At 68.2% G+C, this 15,732-nt stretch carries 10 protein-coding genes; 5 read left to right on the top strand and 5 right to left on the bottom strand.

Features of this window, described 5'->3' with window-relative positions; translation table 11 throughout:
- Positions 1 to 179: 179 nt before the first annotated feature.
- The gene (locus I6E04_RS05650) at positions 180 to 1,511 is read right to left on the bottom strand and encodes a M18 family aminopeptidase (protein ID WP_235422223.1); all 1,332 of its coding nucleotides are present in this window, start codon (positions 1,509 to 1,511) and stop codon (positions 180 to 182) included.
- A gap of 293 nt (positions 1,512 to 1,804) precedes the next feature.
- Here I6E04_RS05650 and I6E04_RS05645 point away from each other — a divergent pair, with 293 nt between their 5' ends.
- Genes I6E04_RS05645 through I6E04_RS05635 form a run of 3 tightly spaced genes read left to right on the top strand, consistent with a single transcriptional unit; the run spans position 1,805 to position 6,489 of the window.
- Complete coding sequence (locus tag I6E04_RS05645) at positions 1,805 to 2,764, top strand: AAA family ATPase (RefSeq protein ID WP_235422222.1); 960 nt, start codon at positions 1,805 to 1,807, stop codon at positions 2,762 to 2,764.
- Between the two features lie 9 nt (positions 2,765 to 2,773).
- Positions 2,774 to 4,876, top strand: a complete 2,103-nt coding sequence (locus tag I6E04_RS05640; protein ID WP_235422221.1) for a DUF58 domain-containing protein — start codon at positions 2,774 to 2,776, stop codon at positions 4,874 to 4,876.
- On the top strand, positions 4,876 to 6,489 hold the full coding sequence (locus tag I6E04_RS05635) for a DUF3488 and transglutaminase-like domain-containing protein (RefSeq protein ID WP_235422220.1): 1,614 nt from the start codon (positions 4,876 to 4,878) through the stop codon (positions 6,487 to 6,489). Before I6E04_RS05640 ends, I6E04_RS05635 begins: the two co-directional genes overlap by 1 nt.
- Before the next feature lie 54 nt (positions 6,490 to 6,543).
- Here I6E04_RS05635 and I6E04_RS05630 read toward each other — a convergent pair whose 3' ends face one another.
- Entirely contained in the window at positions 6,544 to 7,083 is a 540-nt protein-coding gene (locus tag I6E04_RS05630) for a TetR/AcrR family transcriptional regulator (RefSeq protein WP_235422219.1), read from the bottom strand.
- Positions 7,084 to 7,258: 175 nt separating this feature from the next.
- Between I6E04_RS05630 and I6E04_RS05625 the strand changes: the two genes are divergently transcribed.
- Both I6E04_RS05625 and I6E04_RS05620 read left to right on the top strand, forming a co-directional pair.
- Entirely contained in the window at positions 7,259 to 7,960 is a 702-nt protein-coding gene (locus I6E04_RS05625; protein ID WP_235422218.1) for an ABC transporter ATP-binding protein, read from the top strand.
- Positions 7,961 to 7,969: 9 nt separating this feature from the next.
- On the top strand, positions 7,970 to 12,028 hold the full coding sequence (locus tag I6E04_RS05620; RefSeq protein ID WP_235422217.1) for an FtsX-like permease family protein: 4,059 nt from the start codon (positions 7,970 to 7,972) through the stop codon (positions 12,026 to 12,028).
- A 70-nt stretch (positions 12,029 to 12,098) separates the two neighbouring features.
- Here I6E04_RS05620 and I6E04_RS05615 read toward each other — a convergent pair whose 3' ends face one another.
- The 3 genes from I6E04_RS05615 to I6E04_RS05605 form a co-directional block, all read right to left on the bottom strand.
- Positions 12,099 to 13,022, bottom strand: coding sequence for an AEC family transporter (locus I6E04_RS05615; protein WP_235422216.1), 924 nt, complete (start codon positions 13,020 to 13,022; stop codon positions 12,099 to 12,101).
- Positions 13,023 to 13,267: 245 nt separating this feature from the next.
- A complete protein-coding gene (locus tag I6E04_RS05610) occupies positions 13,268 to 14,293 on the bottom strand; it encodes an aspartate-semialdehyde dehydrogenase (protein ID WP_235422215.1) in 1,026 nt (341 codons plus the stop codon).
- Between the two features lie 72 nt (positions 14,294 to 14,365).
- Positions 14,366 to 15,730: an aspartate kinase gene (locus I6E04_RS05605; protein ID WP_235422214.1), complete on the bottom strand. Its 1,365-nt coding sequence runs from the start codon at positions 15,728 to 15,730 to the stop codon at positions 14,366 to 14,368.
- Positions 15,731 to 15,732 lie beyond the last annotated feature (2 nt).

The raw sequence follows: 15,732 nt of genomic DNA, 5'->3' as shown, positions 1-15,732 counted from the left end.
GTATGTAGTTCTATATTCAACTACAGGACGACATCATGCCATCCTGCCGAACACGAGGCGACCGGACCCCAAAACTTGGCAACAGAGGCACTCGGAAAACTAGAAAGTGCCCGTTTTTGTAACGCCGCGGGAATCTGAATATAAAACCAACCCTCTACGCTCAAAATGCATGAATCAACTTACGCGATAACCGCAGCTTCCGCGCCGTCGATTTGTATATCGGCATTGTAGAACGCGGTGAGCGCGTCGATGACCAGCTGAACGTCGTACGCGCCGGCCGTCTCGTAGCTCGAATGCATGGCGAGCTGCGGGCAGCCCACGTCGATCGCGTGCATGCTCACGTGTGCGTTGGAGATGTTGCCGAGCGTGGAGCCACCTGCCATGTCGCTGCGGTTGGCGAACGTCTGGTACGGCAGGCCCGCGTCGTCGAGCACCGCCGAGAACACCGCACGCGAGAAGGCGTCGGTGCAGTAGTGCTGGTTCGCCGCCTCCTTGATCACGATGCCGCGGTTCAGGCGCGGATCGTTGGCCTCGTCGGCCTTCTCGGGATGGTTGGGATGGATCGCATGCGCGTTATCGCAGCTCACGAGCATCGACGAGGCGAGCGCGCGAACCAGGCTCTCGGGCGTGCGGCCGATGCGGCCGTTGATGCGCTCGAGCGTGTCGCGCAACAGCGTCGAGCCGGCGCCCTGCTTGGTGTGCGAGCCGACTTCCTCGTTGTCGAAGCACACATACACCGATATGTCGCGCTCGTTGCCGCTCGCCAAGAAGGCCTCGAGCGCGGTGTAGGCGCACATGAGGTCGTCGAGCTTGGGCGACGAGACGAACTCACCGACCGTGCCCCAGCGCTGCGGCCGCTGCCGATTGACGAGGAACAGGTCGCGGGCAAGGACCTGCTCGGGCGCCACGCCGAGCTCCTCGGCGACCAGCGCGTCCACCGCCCCGCGCGAAAGCTCGCCCGCCGAGAACAGCGGACACAGATCGACCGCGCGGTTGGGCGAGAACCGGTCGTTCACACTGCGATCCATATGGATGGCCAGGCTCGGGATGAGGGCGACGTCGCGGTCGAGGGCGACCAGACGACTCTTCACGCCGTCCTCGTCGCGCACCATGACGCGGCCGGCGAGCGACAGCGGCCGGTCGAACCAGGTGTAGTCGATCATGCTGCCGTACGCCTCGATATCGAGGCGCAGGTACGACGCGGGACCTTCGAGCTCGGAGACGGCCTTGAGCTTGAAGGCGGGCGAATCGGCGTGCGACGCCGTGATCTGGAAATGGAACCCGTCGTCGGGCAGGTCGCGGCCGACATGCCAGGCGATGACGCTCGAGCCGTTGCGCTGCGTGTAATAGCTTCCGCCCGGCTCCATGGACCACGCCGCCCCCTCGGGCAGATAGGTGAAGCCCGCAGCATCGAGACGCGCGCGAATCGTCGCCACGGTGTGGAACATGCTGGGGCTGTGCCCGATGAAATCGATGAGCCCCTGTACCGCCCGATCGGTCTGTTCGGTCATGGTGCGTACCTTTCTGTCCGCGCGGTCGTTGCGCCGCGATCCGGTCGGCACCAGTCTAGCGCGCGGACGGCCCGCGGCAAGCCGTCTGCGCGCCCTGCGGGGTTTCGCCACATCTGCTGAAGAGCTGCTGTGGGACATAAGGGAGAGGCGACTTCGTCCCAGGCGTGTCCCAAAATACTCCCGGCCCCTTTTGGGACACTGGTCCCTTTTGGGACATTCGCGCCGCAGCCCAAGTCGCTGCGGCGAATGCTATGCTTGAGCTGCATGGAGCACACACGCGTGAAGGAGCTGCCATGGCCGAATCTGCACGCACCGCCCACACGATCGCCCTCGCCATCATCGACGCCCTCGACCGCACGCTCTCGTGCAGCCGCACAACCGTCGAGCTCGCCGTCATGACGCTCACGGCGGGCGGCCATCTGCTGCTCGAGGACGTGCCTGGCATCGGTAAGACCACGCTCGCCCGTGCACTTGCCCGCGCGATTCGGGGAACCACCGCGCGCATCCAGTTCACCCCCGACATGCTCCCCTCCGATATCACGGGCGTCTCGGTCTTCGATCCGCAGGCGAAGGGCTTCACGTTCTACCGCGGCCCCCTGTTCGCGCAGATCGTGCTGGCCGACGAGATCAACCGCGCCAACCCCAAGACCCAGTCTGCGCTGCTCGAGGCGATGGAGGAGCGGCGCGTTACCGTAGACGGCGTGACCTACGATCTGCCACGCCCCTTCGCCGTCATCGCCACGCAGAACCCCGTCGAGATGGAGGGGACCTACCCGCTGCCCGAAGCCCAGCTCGACCGCTTTATGTGCCGCATCAGCCTGGGGTACCCCGACGCACGCGCCGAGGCGCGCATGCTCATGGCCCCGAGCGGCACCGAGCCGCTCGCAACGCTTAAGCCCGTCTGCGACGCGGGTGACCTCGCCGCTGTCACGCGCACGGCGGCGCGAGTGCACGTCGACCCCCGCGTGGCGGCATACGCGGTGGCGCTCCTGACCGCCACGCGCACGAGCCGGCTCACGCGCCTGGGGGCATCGCCGCGCGCCGGACTCGCCCTGCTCGCCATGAGCCGCGTCCGCGCGATGCTCGACGGCCGCGACGCGGTCTTTCCGGGAGACATCCGCGCCATGGCGCCCGCCGTGCTCTCCCATCGCATCGTCTTCGCAGACCCCTCGGTGCAGGCGGCGGGCATCAAGGCGCAGCAGCGCGAGCTCGAGCGCATCATCTCCGGCGTGCCCGCCCCCAAGGCGCGATAGTGAGCGACCATGGCAGCCACGCGCGCCCGAAGCGCGCCGAACGGCACAACCCAGCGTGATGCAAGGCCCGTCGCCGCGCGACGCCACGGCAAGGAAGGCGGCGGACCGCGTGCGCACCGGCGCCCCATCCCCCTTCGCCCGACGCCGCGCGCCCTCGCCGTACTCGTCGTGGGTGCAGCGTGCCTGCTGCTGGGCTCCCAAACGGCGTCAGAAGCTCTCGTGGCGGGATCGCTTGCCTGCGCGTTCGCCCTGGTGGCGGCACTTGCCAGCGCGCTTGCCGGCCGATTTGCGGCAAGAAGGGCGCCTGCGACGACCGGCGCCGCCGAGGCGACGGATGCAGGCGCCGCCCGCCGCCTCGCCGCCGTCGCGCTCGACCTCATCGCGGCGCCGGCGGTCCAAAGCACGACCGTCTGGGAGCAGGTCGACCAGCGCGGCAGGATCGTGCGCACGCTCGAGTGCGGCCGGCAGCCCCGCGAGCGCGGCCTGTACCGCTCCCTCGAGACGACGATCACCTGCCGCGACGTCTTCGGCTTGTGGGTAGCGCGCCGAACGCTGGCGGAGCGCCGGGAGCTCTGGGTGCCGCCCAAGGCACGCCCGCGACCGAGCCGCGCCCTGCAAGACCTGCTGGCGAACTGGTCGCCCTTCGCCCTCACGGCGCAGCGCGAACGCTCCTCGACCCTCGTGCGTCCCTACGAGCAGGGCGACCCGCTGCGCGCCGTCTCTTGGAAGGCCACAGCCCACCATGACACGCTCATGTCGTTCGAGCAGGAACGGACCGAGCGCGTCCTTCCCCTGATCGCCCTCGACGTCGCGGCACCCGGCGACATCGACGCGACCGCCGAGGAGGCCGCAGACGCCTTCGCGCGCATCTCGAGCCTGCGCGGCGCCCGCGGCACGGTGCGGGTCTGCGACGGGATCACCTGCGCATCGGGCGAACAGGAGGCCATGCGCTTGCTCGCCTCCCTGCAAGCGGAACCCGCGAGCGATCCCGATGCGGCGCACGCCGCCCGCGCTCGAGCGGCGACCATCGCCCGCCAGGCACGCCTGGGTAGCCGCGCCGACACCGCGCCGATCGTCCTGGTCGCCGGCGCGCAGGACACGCCGCTCGCCCGCGCCCTGCATGAGCTGCCCGAAGGGCGTGCCCTGACAGTGCTCGTCGCGCAAAGCCCACGACACCGCACCGATGCCCCCGGGCGGCGCGAAACCGCGGAGAAGATCGCACCGCGACGCGACGCGATACCGAGAACGCCCCCGCTCCCGAACCCCGACGGCGTGAGCGACGCCCTGTCCTGGATATGCTGCCTGGGCTTGATCGCGCTCACCGTGCGCAGCGCCACCGCGCTCATCGATCCTTCATCCTGGCAGGTGGTGGGCGCCGCCGTGCTCGCCATGGCCGCGACGGCGGCAACCGTCGCGCGCTGGATCCCCGGCCTTCGCCGTGGTATCGGGCGGGCCGCGGCGCTTGTGGGCGTCGGCCTGCTCATCGCCATCACCTGCATCACCGCTGCGGCTTCCCTGCTCCTCACGCAGACCGGCATCGACGTATTCGCCCCGCACGCCAGCCTGACCTCACCCGGCATCGACGCGCACGGGGGCGGCTTGGGCTGGGTCATACCCGTGCTCGTCCGCGGCATCGAGGAACTGTACTTCGGCCAATGGGTGCCCGTGCATGTGAGCGCGGTGTCCGACGCCGCCCTCACGCTCGCCGCCGCGCCGCTCGCCCTGCTCCTCATGGCGCTCATGGCCTCCCGGCGCGCTCGCGCCCTGCTCGCGTGCCTTCCGCTCGCACTGTCCGCTACGCGCTTTTGCTTCCTCGGGACGCCGGGGCGGCCGTTCGAGCTCGCCGTGATCCTGGCGAGCGGTCTGGCGCTGCTCGCGTTAGGCATCGGCACGGCGGAGCCCGGCGGGCACGACGCGCGTGCGGACCGCCCCGCGCTCGCTCGGATCATCGCCCGTGCCCTCGTCCGCCGCGTGCCCGCGCTCATCGCCTGCGCCGTCATCTCGTGGTGCGCCTGCGCGCTCGCACCGCGCGCGACCGTCGCATCCCAAGCGATTCCGATCGATTTCGGCCTGCAGTCCAACGTCCTATCCGCGTCGTCGGTGAGTCCGTGATGGATCTCAAGCGCGACCTGATACGCGCGCAGACGACGACCGCGGTCACGTACTGGACCGATTCGAACGAACCCCTCTACCTTAAGCTCGCCGTGCTCGACAACCTTTCCGACGACACCTGGTTGCTTGCCGCGTCGGATACGGACGCAGGCTCCTGGAGCCTGGACACGCTGTTCGGCGGAGCACCGGCAGCCAGCCCCGCACTCCCCGGCGACAACCCGCGGCCCACGCCCCTTGAGGCGGCGGTGGCAGACGGCGGCCGGAGCGGCGTGGGCACAGCCCACCGCATCGAGGCGACGATCAGCGTGGACGGCCTCACGTCGCGCTTTGCGCCCGTGCCCATCGGTGCGGTCTCGACGCGCACCGACGATGCCGAGCCGGAAGGCGATTGGAGCTGGAACGACGCGGGCACGGTGAGCGGTACGGATTCGTCCACGTACCGCGGCCAGCTGTACACGGTAACGGCGGGGTATGTGGAACCGATCGGCAGCGTCGATGCGCTCGACGAGGCACTGGACATCGACGCGCGCACCTTGACGCAGCACGTCGACGATGGCGGCGACGCGGACCGCACCGCGCGGGAACGCTGCCTCGCGCTTCCGGGCGACCTCCCGGCGGCCGTCCAGGCCGTCGTCGATCGCGCACACGAGGCGGGCGTCGGAGAGACCTGCGAGACCCTTGCGGACGAGCGCGCCGCCCTGGCGTTTTTACTGGCGTATTTCGAGGACGACCGGTTCGTGTACGATCTGGAGGCCCCCGACGGCGACGGACGGGACAACATGCAGGTCGTCGGCGATTTTTTGGAGAGCGGGCGGGGCTACTGCCTGCACTTCGCCTCGGCCGCGGCCGTGCTCGGCCGCTCGCTCGGGGTCCCCTCTCGCCTGGTGCTGGGCTACCGCGCAGGCGACGGTCAGGCTCAGGACGGCTCCTATCTGGCGACCAACCGCGACCTGCACGTCTGGACCGAGGTGTACCTGTTCGATGTGGATTGGCTGCCGATCGACGTGACGCCCGGTCGGGCATCGGGCACGGGACAGACAAACAACTCCGACGACGAGCCCGACGAGGCCACGGATGGTCCGCGACAGACGGCCGACGACGAACGGCAGGCCGAGCGGGAACAGACGGACGATGAAGACGAAGGAGGGGCAAGCGACCCTGCTGGTCAGCCGAGCGCCGCTTCGGACACGCCGAGCGCCGGATGGCTCGCCGCTGCTGCGCGGTTCGCGACGGAGCGCGTACTGCCCGTCGTCGCACCGATCGGAGCCGTGGCGCTCCTCGTCGCCTCGCCGTTCGCGATCCGCCGCGCGCGTCATGCGGCGCGCATGCGCGCGATCACCCGCGCCGAGACGCATCCGCGGCGCGCCGCCGAGGCAGCCTGGACGGAGGTGCGGATCCGGGCGCGGCGACTCGGCGCCACGTGGGGCCCGTCGGCAACCGAGGAGGACATCGCGCGTGCCGCGGCAGCCTGCGCGCCCACGTGTGCCGCGGAAATCGAGTGCGTTATGCGCGCCGTATGCCTCGCGCGCTACGGCGGCGACGGGACGCGCCCTTGCACCGCAGATGAGCTGACCGCGGCACTCGACCCCGCCCGCTGGCCGCGCCGCGCGTAACGGAAGACGCAGGCGCCAGCATGTCCCAAAATTCTCCTGGCCCCTTTTGGGACATTACAAGACGACGGCCACGATGAGCTCGATCAGGCGGTTGATGGACATGGAACCCGGCGCGGACAGCCAGGCGCTGATCGCGCCGAGCAGGCCGGACAGGTAGAACTCGCGTACGACCTCCTGCTCGGGCTCGGAGAGCCCGGCATCGCGGATGATGAAGCGGTCGAGCAGCGGCGCGATGATCTGCTTCAAGCGCTCGCCGAACGACGGGTCGCTGGCGATCAGGCGCGGCATGTAACCGTCGAAGCGCTGCGCCAGCCCCACGATGAATCCCATGTGGCAGGAGAAATCGAGCGTGTCGCCCGCGAGCAGACGGTTGTCGACCAGCACGCGGACCTGCGACAGGATCTCGTCCTCCAACTGCTCGAACAGGTCGTACACATCGCGGAAGTACAGGTAGAACGTCGCGCGGTTGTAGCCGGCGCGCTCGGCGATCTCGCGCACGGTGATCTTCTCGATGGGACGCTCCAGGTACAGCTCCCAAAACGCTTGGGTCAGGTTGGCGCGCGTCTGCTCGGTGACCTGCGGCTGTTTTTTCATCGGCTGCTCCCTTCCGCGGCGAGCCGCCCCACGCCCTCGCCGAGCCCCGCGCCCGCGCGACGTCACTCGACAATTCCGGCGCGAGTGTCGAGCGGACCTCGTCGGCTCTGTCCGCTTTCACTATACTGCGTATTAGACAACACGATGTCGAGTAATGTGGGGAGCGTCGACCCTCATGTCCTATATCGAATTCACCGATGTCCTCAAGGTCTACGGAGAGGGCAACGCCGAGATCCACGCGCTCGACGGCGCGACCTTCGCCGTCGAGCGCGGCGAACTCGCGGTGATCTTAGGCGCGTCGGGCGCCGGCAAGACGACCGCCCTGAACATCTTGGGCGGCATGGATACCGCCACCGCCGGCACGGTGCGCGTGGACGGCCGCGACATCTCGGGCGCGAGCGACGCCGAGCTCGTCGAGTACCGTCGCGCCGACGTCGGCTTCGTCTTCCAGTTCTACAACCTCGTGCCCAACCTCACCGCCCTGGAGAACGTCGAGCTCGCAGCCCAGATCTGCCCCGACTCGCTCGACGCGGCGAGCACCCTGCGCAACGTCGGTCTCGGCGAGCGCATGGATAACTTCCCCGCCCAGCTTTCCGGCGGCGAGCAACAGCGCGTCGCCATCGCCCGCGCGCTCGCCAAGAACCCCAAGCTGCTGCTGTGCGACGAGCCCACGGGCGCCCTCGACTACCAGACAGGCAAGCAGATTCTGCAGCTGCTCCAGGACACCTGCCGCCGCGACGGCATCACGGTCATCATCATCACCCACAACTCGGCGCTCGCGCCCATGGCCGACCGCCTGATCCGCTTCAAGAGCGGCCGCGTAACCGAGATGACCCTGAACCCCTCCCCCACCCCCATCGCGGACATCGAATGGTAAGGGATGGACATGGCCTCGGCGTATCGCTCGGACATAGCGCGCACGGTGCGCAACAACCTCAAGCGCTTCGTGTCGATCGCGGTGATCTGCGCGCTCGGCGTCGCCATGTTCTGCGGCTTGCGCGCCTCCTGCACCGACCTGCGCGACGCCGCCGACCGCTTCTTCGACGACCGGCGGCTCTTCGATATCCAGGTGCTCTCCACGCTCGGACTGGACGATGACGACATCGCTGCCCTCGCCGGCGTCGAGGGCGTCGAGTCGGCCGAGGGAGGCTGGAGCGAGGCGACCTATCTCGATCTGGACGGCGCGCGTGCCACGGTCGAGGTGAAGGCCATCTCGGATAGCGGCATCAACGAGCCGTATGTGATCGAGGGCACGCTGCCCGCGAACGCCGACGAGGTGGCCGTCACGCAGAAGTTCATCGACGCGAGCGGCCTGGGGATCGGCGATGTCGTCGAGATCGACGAGGCCGAGGATGAGGAAGAGGCCGTGTTCGTGCGGCATCCCTACCGCATCAGCGCGATCGTCACCGACGCCGTGGACGTCTCGAATCCCGAGCTCTCGTTCCGTTCGAGCTCGAGCTCGGACTACACGTTCATGGTCACCACGGACGCCGTCGACACCGACACCTACACGGTCGCCTACCTGACGGTCGAGGGCGCCGCGGACCTGGCAACCTATTCCGACGCCTACACCGCGTGCGTCGACGCGGTCGTCGACCGCATCGAGGACGAGATCCGCGCCGACCGCGAGGACGCGCGAACCCTCGCCGTCAAGGGCGAGGCCCAGGCCGAGCTGGACGACGCGCGTGCCGAGTACGAGGCCGAACGCGCCGACGCCGAGGCAGAGCTCGCGGACGGCAAGGCCGAACTCGATGACGCGGCGGCCGAACTCGCCGACGCCGAAACCGAACTCGCCGACGGCCAGGCCGAAATCGATGACGGCTGGGACGAGATCGCCTCGGGCGAGGCGGAGCTCGCTGACGGCTGGGACGACTACGAGCAGGGTGCCATCGACGGCCGTGCCGAGGTGGAGCGGACGCTCGCCGACGCGCTGAGCGAAGGACAGGCGCTGCTCGACAGCCAGATCGCATCGGGCCGCCAGGAGGGTCTCGTCGAACTCGAAAAGCAGTTCGCGCTCGCGCGCACGCAGGCGCAAGCCGAGCTGGACGCCGGCATCGCCGACGGCTACCGACAGGGACTCGCGCAGATCGACGCGCGCTTCGCCGCGGCGCGTGAGGAAGCGCAAGCCGAGCTGGACGAACAGATCGAGGCCGCACGCGACAAGGCAGTCGCCGCGCTCGATGAGCGCTTCGCCGCTGAGCGTGAAGATGCCGAGGCCGAGCTGGGCGAACAGATCGAGGCCGCGCGCGAGAAAGCATACGCCGCGGTGGAGGAAGAGCTCGAGGCGAACGGCGTCATCGCCAAGCGCGATGAGCTCGCCGGAACGCTCGCCCCGATCGACGAGCAGCTCGGGAACCTCCGAGAGACCATCGAGACGTACCGGGGGGCCGAGCAGGAGATCCTCACCATCGACGAGCAACTCGCAGCCCTCGACCCCGACGACCCCGAAAACGCCGCCCTCATCGAGGATCTCGACGCACGGAAGGCGGAGCTGCAGCCCATCATCGACGAGGTCGACGCGCTCGGCGGCGAGGAGGCCCTGACCGCGCAGGTGGAGGCTCTCGAGGAGCAGGCCGCGCCGCTCCGCGAGCCGTTGGCGCAGCTCGAAGCCATGATCGAGGCGGCCTACGCGGAGGCTGACGAGCAGATCGAGGCCGAGCGCGAGAAGGCGCAGGCGACGCTCGACGAGCAGCTCGCAGCCGCCTACGACGAGGCGCTCGACGAGGTCGACGCCCAGATCGAGACGAGCCGCGAGCAGGCGACAGAACAGCTCGAGGAGCACCTCGCCTCCGAATACGCCGCCGCCCTCGATACGCTCGAGGATCAGATCGACGAGCAGCGCGCCGACGCGCAGGCGACGCTCGACGCCCGCCTCGATCACGAGTACGCCGTCGCCCTGAACACACTCGACCAGACGATCGCCGAGCAGCGCGTCTCCGCGCAGGCGACGCTCGACGCCCAGATGGCGTCGGGGCGCAAGACCGCATATGCCCAGCTCAACGAGCAGCTTTCCGCGGCACGCGCCCAGCTCGAGGACGCGGAAGCCCAGCTCGCCGACGCCCGTGCCCAGCTCATCGATGCGCAAGCCGAGCTCGATCAAGGGCGCGCCGAATACGAGGACGGCCTTGCGGAGTACCAAGACGGCCTCGCCGAATGGGAGGAGGGCCGCGCCGAGGCCGACGAACAGTTCGCCGAGGCCGAAGCCGAGCTCGCCGACGCGCAGGCCGAGATCGACGACATCGACGCCGCCACCTGGTACGTGCAGACGCGCTCGTCGCTGTCCAGCTACTCGTCCATCTCGAGCGACGCCGACTCCATCGAGGCCATCGGCACGCTGTTCCCCATCGTGTTCCTCGTGGTCGCGGTGCTCGTGTCGCTCACCACCATCACGCGTCTCGTCGAGGAGGAGCGCGGGCTGATCGGCACGTACAAGGCGCTCGGCTACCGTAACAGCGAGATCTACGCCAAGTACCTCGTCTACGCGCTGTCCGCGTGCGCAGGCGGCGGCGTGGTCGGCCTGTTCTTGGGCTTCATCGCCCTGCCGGCGTTCATCTTCACCATCTTCGACATCATGTACCTGCTGCCGGGCTACGCCTTCGCGTTCGAGCCGCTGCGCGGCTTCGGCGGCATGGCGATCTTCATCGTGGCGATCGGCGGGACGGCCTACCTCGCCTGCCGTTCCGAGGTCCGTCGCACACCCGCCGAGCTCATGCGCCCCAAGGCACCCAAATCCGGTTCGCGCATCCTGCTCGAGCGAATCCCCGCCATCTGGCGCCGGTTGTCCTTCCTCAACAAGGTCACGGCGCGCAACCTGTTCCGTTACAAGCGGCGCTTCTTCATGACGGTCGCGGGCATCCTCGGCTGCACGGCCCTCATCGTCTGCGGATTTGCCATCAAGGACTCCGTCGCCGAGCTCGTGCCCGAGCAGTACGAGCGCATCGCCCACTACGACCTCATGGCGGTGACCGAATCCGACGAGCACGACGCGACCGCCGAGGAGCTCGGTGGCGACGCGCGCGTGGAGGAGCTCGTGCGCATCTACATCGACTCCACGACGCTCAAGTTCGCGGACGGTGAGGAAAGCGTGCAGCTCATCGTCCTGCCCGACGAGTACGCGACGAGCGATAGGCTGTCGCGCTTCATCAGCATCACCGACCGTGAGACGCAGGCGAGCCTCGATCTGCCCGACCACGGCGCCGTGATCACGCAAAACGCCGCCGAGGTGCTCGGGTTCGATGCGGGCGACAGCGTCGAGGTGCAAGACTCCGAGCTCGAGCAGGCGACGGTCGAGGTCGCCTCCGTCGCACGCAACTTCCTGGGCAACTACATCTACATGAGTCGGACCGCCTACCTCGAGGCTTTCGGCGACCGGGCGAGCGCGCTTACCGACGACGGCACCTTCGAGGCCAACGGCATGCTGGTCCGCTGCGCCGCCGACGATGACGAGGCCGCGCTCACCGACGAGCTCTCGAACGACTCGCGCTTCCTGTCCGTGACGAGCACCAGCGAGCTCGCCGACGACTTCTCGCAGTCGTTCATGCTCATCAACGCCGTCGTGGCCATCGTGCTCGGCATGGCGGCCGCCCTCGCCTTCGCGGTGCTGTTCACGCTGTCCACGACGAACATCTCGGAGCGCGAACGCGAGCTCGCGACCATCAAGGTGCTCGGCTTCCGCCCACGCGAGGTGCACCACTACGTGAACAAGGAGACGATCATCCTCACGATGATCGGCATCGCGTGCGGCCTGCCGTTCGGCTACGTGCTGGGCGATGTGCTGCTGCATGCGCTCAAGATGCCCTCGATCAGCTTCCTGACCACCGTGACGCCCGTGAGCTACGTGCTCGCCGCGGTGCTGCCGCTCGTGTTCGCACTGGTCGTGAACCTCATCACCAACCGTACGCTCAACCGCATCGACATGATCGAGGCGCTCAAGAGCGTGGAGTAGCCGCAGCAGCAGGCGAAGCGCGGAACTCGGAGTTCATCCGGGCAGAACGACGGCCTCCGCGGCCGCGCGCCTACGCGAACAGCACGAGAGCCGCGGCGAGGACGAGCGGCATGATCGCGAGCGACAGCAGCGTGGACAGCGAGACCAATCCCGCCCCGAAGCGATAGTCGCCGCCGAACATCTGGGGGAACATCCCCGCCACCGTCCCGCAGGGCGCCGAGGCGGCGATGACCACCACGAGTTTGACGGTCGTATCGAGCGGCACGAACACGAGCAGGGCGATCATGATGACCGGCACGACCACCAGGCGCAGCGCGCTGGCAACATACAAGTTGGCGTCCTTGAGCAGGCTGCGGAAATCCGTCTGGGCAAGATAGGTCCCCAGCACGAGCATCGCCAGGCCGGTGTTGAGGTTGCCCAGGTCCTGCGCGGTAACCTGGATCACGCCGGACAGGTCGATCGAGCAGAGGAACAGCACGATGCCCACCGCCACGGCGAGGATCGAGGGATTGGTCGCGATGCGCTTGGGCGAGATGGTCGACATGTCCTGCGAGGCGAGCCACAGACCATAGGTCCACAGCAGCGGCACCTGCGCCGCGATACAGGCCGAGATGTAGAACACGTACTGCTCGCCCACCACGTTCTGCACGAGCGGGATGCCCATGAAGCCCATATTGGAGATCATGACGCCAAGTTGGGCGATGCGCCGCCGATCGCGGAACACGAGCCACGCCACGAACGCCGACAGGACGGTGAGCAGGGCGGAGAGCACCGCGCAGGCGATGCCCGCCATGAGCTTGTCGGGGCTGAAGGTGCCGGCGAGCGACTGCACGATGACCGCGGGCGTCGCGACGTACAGCGCCACGCTCGCCAGCTGCGCGGAACCCGCGTTGTCGACGATCTTGCACCGGAAGAGCACGCCGCCCACCATCATCATGATGAACATGGCGACCACCTGCGTGATCATGATCGGCATCGTCGTGGCCAAAGACATCGAGCGCAACTCCCCTTCCCGCGTTACCGTGCACCGAAACAGTATAAAAAAGCGCGGCCGCACGGCCGCGCACCATCTTACCTCTCCGCCCGAGGCCAAGGGAGCCTCCGCGCGCAAGCAGCTCGCAAAGCTGCCGACGGAGTCGATTGCAAAGCTGGGCCCCGGCATCTCGATCCGCGCACATTCCGCAGGCCAAGGGCCGAAGACCTGCGCGGGGCGAGATGCCGGGGCTCAGCCGAGGGGAATTACTCCGTCAGCAGCTTCGCGATCTGCACCGCATTCGTGGCGGCACCCTTCCTGATCTGGTCGCCGCAGCACCAGAAGGTGATGCCGCGCGCCGCATGCGGGTTGGAGATGTCGCGGCGCAGGCGGCCGACCCAGATGAGGTCCTGGTCGGAGGTGTCGATCGGCATCGGGAAGCGGTCGTGGGCGCTCGCGGCCGCGCGATCGTCCACGAGCTTGACGCCCGGCGCGGCCTCGAGCGCGGCACGCGCCTCGTCGAGCGTGATGTCCCGCTCGAACTCGAGGGTGATGCTCTCGGAATGCGAGCGCAGCACGGGTACGCGCACGCAGGTGCAGTTCACGCGGAGCTCGGGCAGGTGCATGATCTTGCGGCCCTCGTTTTGCAGCTTCATCTCCTCGGAGGTGTAGCCCTCGGGGTCGAAGCCGCCGATCTGCGGGATGAGGTTGCTCGCGAGCTGTGCGGCGAACGTACGCGGCGCGGGCAGGGGCTCGCCTTTGCCCATGGCGGCGATCTCGGCCTCGAGGTCGGCCATGCCCGGAGCACCGGCGCCGCTCGCGGCCTGATAGGTCGACACGACCATGCGCGTCACGCCGGCGATCTTGTGCAACGGCCACGTGGGCACGAGTCCGATGATCGTCGCGCAGTTGGGATTGGAGATGATGCCGTGGTGCCACGCGACGTCCTCGCCGTTGATCTCGGGGACGACCAGCGGCACATCCGGATCCAAGCGGAAGGCATGGCTGTTGTCGACCACGATCGCACCGGCCTCGACGGCCTTCGGCAGCAGCTCGCGGGCAAGGTCGTCTTCCACCGCGCCCAGCACGATGTCACACCCGGCGAACGCCTCGGGACGGGCCTCCTGGATCGTCACCTCGCCGCCCGCGAAGGCGACCTTCTTTCCGGCCGAACGCGCACTCGCCAGCAGGCGGAGCTCACCGACCGGGAAGTTCTGCTCCTCGAGGCACTGGATCATCTGCGTGCCCACGGCGCCCGTGGCGCCCAGGATGGCGACGGTGTACTGCTTCATTGCGGTCTCCTTCCGTAGGTGACATCGGTCGATGCGACGATGCGTCCGACGTGATCGCGCATCGGGGGTCGGCTAGAACGGCTGCGGGGTCGGCTCGAGCTCGGAGGTCTCCACGATGCCATTCTCGTCCGAGAACGCCTTGTAGATCGTGCGGATCGCGGTCTCGAAGTCTTTCTCCTCCACGCCCACGATGATGTTGATCTCGTCGCAGCCCTGCGTGATCATGCGTACGCTCACGCCGGCCTGACCGAGCATGCCGAACAGGTGGCCGGCCACGCCGGCGCGGCCGTGCAGGTTGCGGCCGACGGTGGCGATGAGCGCCAGGTCCTCGACGACCTCGATCTCGAGCGGCTTGACCTCGTCCTGGATGTCGGCGATGAGCGAGTAGAGCGAGTCGTGCACGTCCTCGGCCTGCACGACGGCCGCGAACTGGTCCACGCCGGTGGGCATGTGCTCGACGCTCACGTTGTAGCGCTCGAACACCGACAGGGCGCGGCGCATGAAGCCGATGCGGCTCGTGGTGCGGTCGCGCGCCACGTTGATGGCCAGAAAGCCGCGCTTGCCGGACACGCCGGTGATGATCGGCTCGCTCTCGCCCTTCTTGGGATGCTCCGAGATGATCGTGCCGGGATCGGCCGGCGCGTTGGTGTTCTTGATGACGAGCGGGATCCCCGCCTCGCGCACCGGGAAGATGGCCTCCTCGTGCAGGACGGAGGCGCCCATGTAGGACAGCTCGCGCAGCTCCTCGTAGGTGATGCGCTCGATGGGCTGGGCGTCGGGCACGATACGCGGGTCGGCGGAGTAGAAGCCCGAGACGTCCGTCCAGTTCTCGTACAGATCGGCGCCCAGGCACTTGGCCAGAATCGAGCCGGAGATGTCGCCGCCGCCGCGATCGAGCAGGCAGATGCGGCCCTCGCGCGTGGCACCGTAGAAGCCCGGCATCACGAAGCCGCCCTGCGGGGCGCGCTCGTCGATGAGCTCGTCGGTGCGCGTCATGGACAGGGTGCCGTCGTGATGGAACGCGACGACGTCGGCCGCATCCAAAAACGGCAGGCCCAGGTACTCGGCCATCAGGCGCGCGGTGAAGTACTCGCCGCGGCTGACGAGCTCCTCGGTGCTGTAGCCGCCCGAGCGCGCACGCTCGGCGAAGGCGGCGAACTCCTCGCGGATGGGATAGGCGAGCCCCAGGTCGTCGGCGATGTCGAAGTAGCGCTGGGCGATGTCGTCGAGCAGGTCGTCACACGAGACGCGGTATTTGACGTGCGCGTTCACCAGATACAGTAGGTCGGTGACCTTCGCGTCGCCGTCGCAGCGCCTACCGCACGCCGACACGACGATAAAGCGGCGCGCCGGATCGGCGTCGACGATCGCCTTGATCTTCCTGAAATGCTCGGCATCGGCGACCGACGAGCCGCCGAACTTGGCTACCTTGATCATAA

It is taken from the genome of Collinsella tanakaei (assembly GCF_021531055.1).
In the GTDB taxonomy this organism is placed as follows: Bacteria; Actinomycetota; Coriobacteriia; order Coriobacteriales; family Coriobacteriaceae; genus Collinsella; species Collinsella tanakaei_B.
Note: the sequence above shows the minus strand (reverse complement) of the source record. Positions and strands in the feature narration are given on the sequence as shown.